Annotated in this window: 1 protein-coding gene and 1 pseudogene; both read right to left on the reverse strand. The window is 68.9% G+C overall.

Features of this window, described 5'->3' with window-relative positions; genetic code table 11:
- A partial coding sequence (locus ACIO5D_RS30165) for an Ig-like domain-containing protein (RefSeq protein ID WP_400799051.1) occupies window positions 1-1,858 on the reverse strand: 1,858 nt, incomplete at its 3' end.
- A 608-nt stretch (window positions 1,859-2,466) separates the two neighbouring features.
- Window positions 2,467-3,307, reverse strand: a pseudogene (locus ACIO5D_RS30170) (hypothetical protein); the annotation flags it as partial.

Genomic DNA, 3,307 nt, shown 5'->3' on the forward strand with positions numbered 1-3,307 from the left:
CGACGTTCCCGGTGTTGGTCACCAGGAAGGAGTAGGTGACGGTCTGGCCGGCGGCGGACACCGTCGTGGGCGTCACCGACTTGGCGATCGTCAGCATCGGCGTCCGCACCGCCGTGACCTCGGCGTTCGAGGGCGGGGAGGTGACGGGGGCGCCGCTGGGCGGAGTGCCGGTGGCGATGGCGGTGTTGGTGATGGCGCCGGCGTCGACGTCGGCCTGGGTGACGGTGTAGGTGGCGGTGCAGGTGGTGGAGGCGCCGGGGGCGAGGGTGGTCTGCGGGCAGGTGGCCGTCGGGGCGGTGCCGGTGCCGGAGAAGGCCGTTTCGGTGACCTCGACGCCGGTGAGGGCGACGTTCCCGGTGTTGGTCACCAGGAAGGAGTAGGTGACGGTCTGGCCGGCGGCGGACACCGTCGTGGGCGTCACCGACTTGGCGATCGTCAGCGCCGGAGCGGCCGGGGGCGTCGATGCGTTGAAGTTGTCGGAGCCCGTGACCTGGGCGCCCGAGGTGTCGGTGGCGGTGACCGTCGCGGTGTCGGTCTCCTGCGTGCCGGGCGGCATGCCCGGCACGGTCCCCGTGCAGTTGAACGTCGTGCCGGCCAGGAAGGGCCCGGCCCAGGTTGTGCCGGTGGCCGGACCGCCCAGGGCGGAGAAGTCACAGGTCAGGCCGGTCAGCGCCGGCCCGGAGCTGGTCGTGTCGGTCACCGTGACGTTGTTGAGGCTGGTCGAACCGATGTTGGTGATGGTGATCGTGACGGGAATCGGGGTGTTGGGGTCGACCGGCTTGCCGGGGGCGGTGTCGTAGTCGCCCGCCGTCGGGCCGTCCGCGGTCGAGAACTTGATGACCGAGATGCTGTTCCCGTTCCCGGTGTTGTTCCAGCTCGGGTTGTCGAGTGCGGTGCCGGTGCTCGTCGGGCTGCCGTTCCCCATGGTGATCACGACGGTGTTCGAGAACTGCTGGAGGGCGTTGTCGGTGACCGTCACCGGGATGAGGATGCCGACACTCGTGTTCGCCGGGACGGTGACGGTGACCGAGAGGCCGGCCGCCGTGCACGAGTTCAGGGTCGCGGTGCCGGTGTAGGTGACGTCACCGCCCAGCTGGTTGGTGGTGGTGTTGAGATTCTGCTGGCTGATCGTGGAGGCGGGGTTCGTCGAGTAGGGGAGCGTCAGCCCCGGGACGAAGGCGGCGCAGTTGAAGGCCTGGCCCGCCTGGGCCGTGTCCGTGATGAGCGCGGTGGTGGCCGTGGTGCTCGCCGGGGTGTGAATCACCCAGACGATGTTGGTGGCCGGGAAGGCCGTGCCGTTGTAGATGATCCCGTACTTCTGTGGCTGGGTGGGGTCCCGGGGCGGATTGGGGATGATGGTGACGGGGGTGGTGAAGCTCACCCCGGCGTTCGTCGTGTAGACCAGGTTCTGCGAGCCGGTCTCACCGGTCGACAACTGCGCGCTGGCCGTGGTCGTCCCGCAGACGTCCGTGTGCGTCTCCACGTACGAACCCATGGTGTACGTGATGACGGCGGGGTTGCCGGAGATCGTCGCGGTACCGATGACCGCGCCGGTGCTGTCCAGTACGTTCTGCGTACCGGAGGGGAAGTTCACCAGCTCCGGCGGCATGGCGATCGAGAACGTGTCACCCGCGTGGCTGCCGTTCGGAACACACCAGGTGATCTGGCTGGTGACCGGCGTCCCGTTCTGGAGCGGAGCCGAGGGCGAACCGGGCCAGGTGGTGGTGACGCCGGTGATCGCGTTGATCGATGCGCTGAACGCAGGCGTCTGCCCGCCGTAGATCAGCATGGCCGCGACCGCGGTCAGTACGACGACGGCCCGTCTGTATACGGGCCGCATCATCGCCAGCAAGGGCATCGCTTCTCCTAGGGATATCCAGCAATGTCCGTCCCCGGCTGTTCGACCGTCAGTGGCGCGGTCGAGCGGCGGAACGGGGCGGAGGTTGTCACTGTCCGATTTCGCCGACCCGAATTGCTCGGATGGCCTGTGCGCGCGTCTCGGCGCGCCGGCGGCGCCGGTCAGGCTATGGAGAATCTCGTGATCATTTGTGCATCCTCAGGCCGGTACACCCAGGGCGGTGCTTTCGGGATCCGGACTTGACCGCGGCTCCCTCCGGGGGAACTGGCGGTCGATTCGGATCGCACGAGCGCAGCGAACGCGACTATTCGCATGAATTGGCTGATCTGCGGTTTTAACGCGCAGATATGCCAGACCTTGAACAGTGCACGCACGATTGTACTGAGGAGAGCATGATCGCTCGTCAATTCCCCATACCCGGCGTGCCGCCCATGCGCAAGTCGGGGCCGCCATCCATTCCACGAAAACCGAAAACCGGCCCCGGCCACAGGGAAGCGCCGGAGCCGGGCCCGGGGCGAACCGGCCGCCGGGGGCCCGGCACGACGACGGCGGCCCGGAGACTGTTCGTCTCCGGGCCGCCGGTAGGGCCGTTCAGTGGATCACTCGGTCTACTCCGTTCCCTCCTCGGCGGCGGCCCGCAGGCGGCGCCGCCTCCTGGTGCTGACGATCAGGAGCGGCCCACCCACACCGAGCAGCACCGCGCCCACGGTCACGGCCAGCGGGATGCTCCCGGCGCCGGTCGGGGGCAGGTGCTCCGGCGGGACCGGGTGCTTGGTCGGGCGGGGCGAGGGGACGTGCGCGGTGACCGTCACCGTCGCCGACGAGGGGCTCGACGTGACCGTCTGCCGCCCGGGAGTGAGGCCGGTGGCAACGGCGGTGTTGGTGATGCACCCTTCCCTGATGTCCGCCTTGGTGACGGTGTAGCTCGACGTGCAGGTCATCGACGCGCCGGCCGCCAGCGTGGTGGAGGGGCAGGAGATCGCCGGGGGAGCACCGCTTCCGGAGAACGCCGTGTCCGTGACCGCGACATTGGTGAGGTTCTCATTGCCCGTGTTCGTCACGACGAACGAGTAGTCGATGGTCTGGCCGGCCCAGCTCACGGTCGTCGGCGTGGCCGTCTTCACCACGGTGAGACCCGCGCTCGGCGAGGTCGGCGAGGTGGTCACGGTGGTGGTGGAGGGTGGGCTGGTCACCGGGCTGCCGTTGGGCGGGGTGGCGGTGGCGGTGGCGGTGTTGGTGATCGAGCCGGAGTCGATGTCGGCCTGGGTGACGGTGTAGGTCGCGGTGCAGGTCATCGACGCGTTGGGTGCCAGGGTGGTGGCCGGGCAGGAGACCGACGGGGGAGTCCCCGTCCCGGAGAACGCGGTGTCGGTGACGCTCACGTTGGTGAGGTCGACGTCGCCGGTGTTGGTGACCACGAAGCTGTAGTTGATGGTCTGGCCGGCGGCG

The sequence above is a fragment of the Kitasatospora sp. NPDC087315 genome (assembly GCF_044744345.1).
GTDB lineage: Bacteria > Actinomycetota > Actinomycetes > Streptomycetales > Streptomycetaceae > Kitasatospora.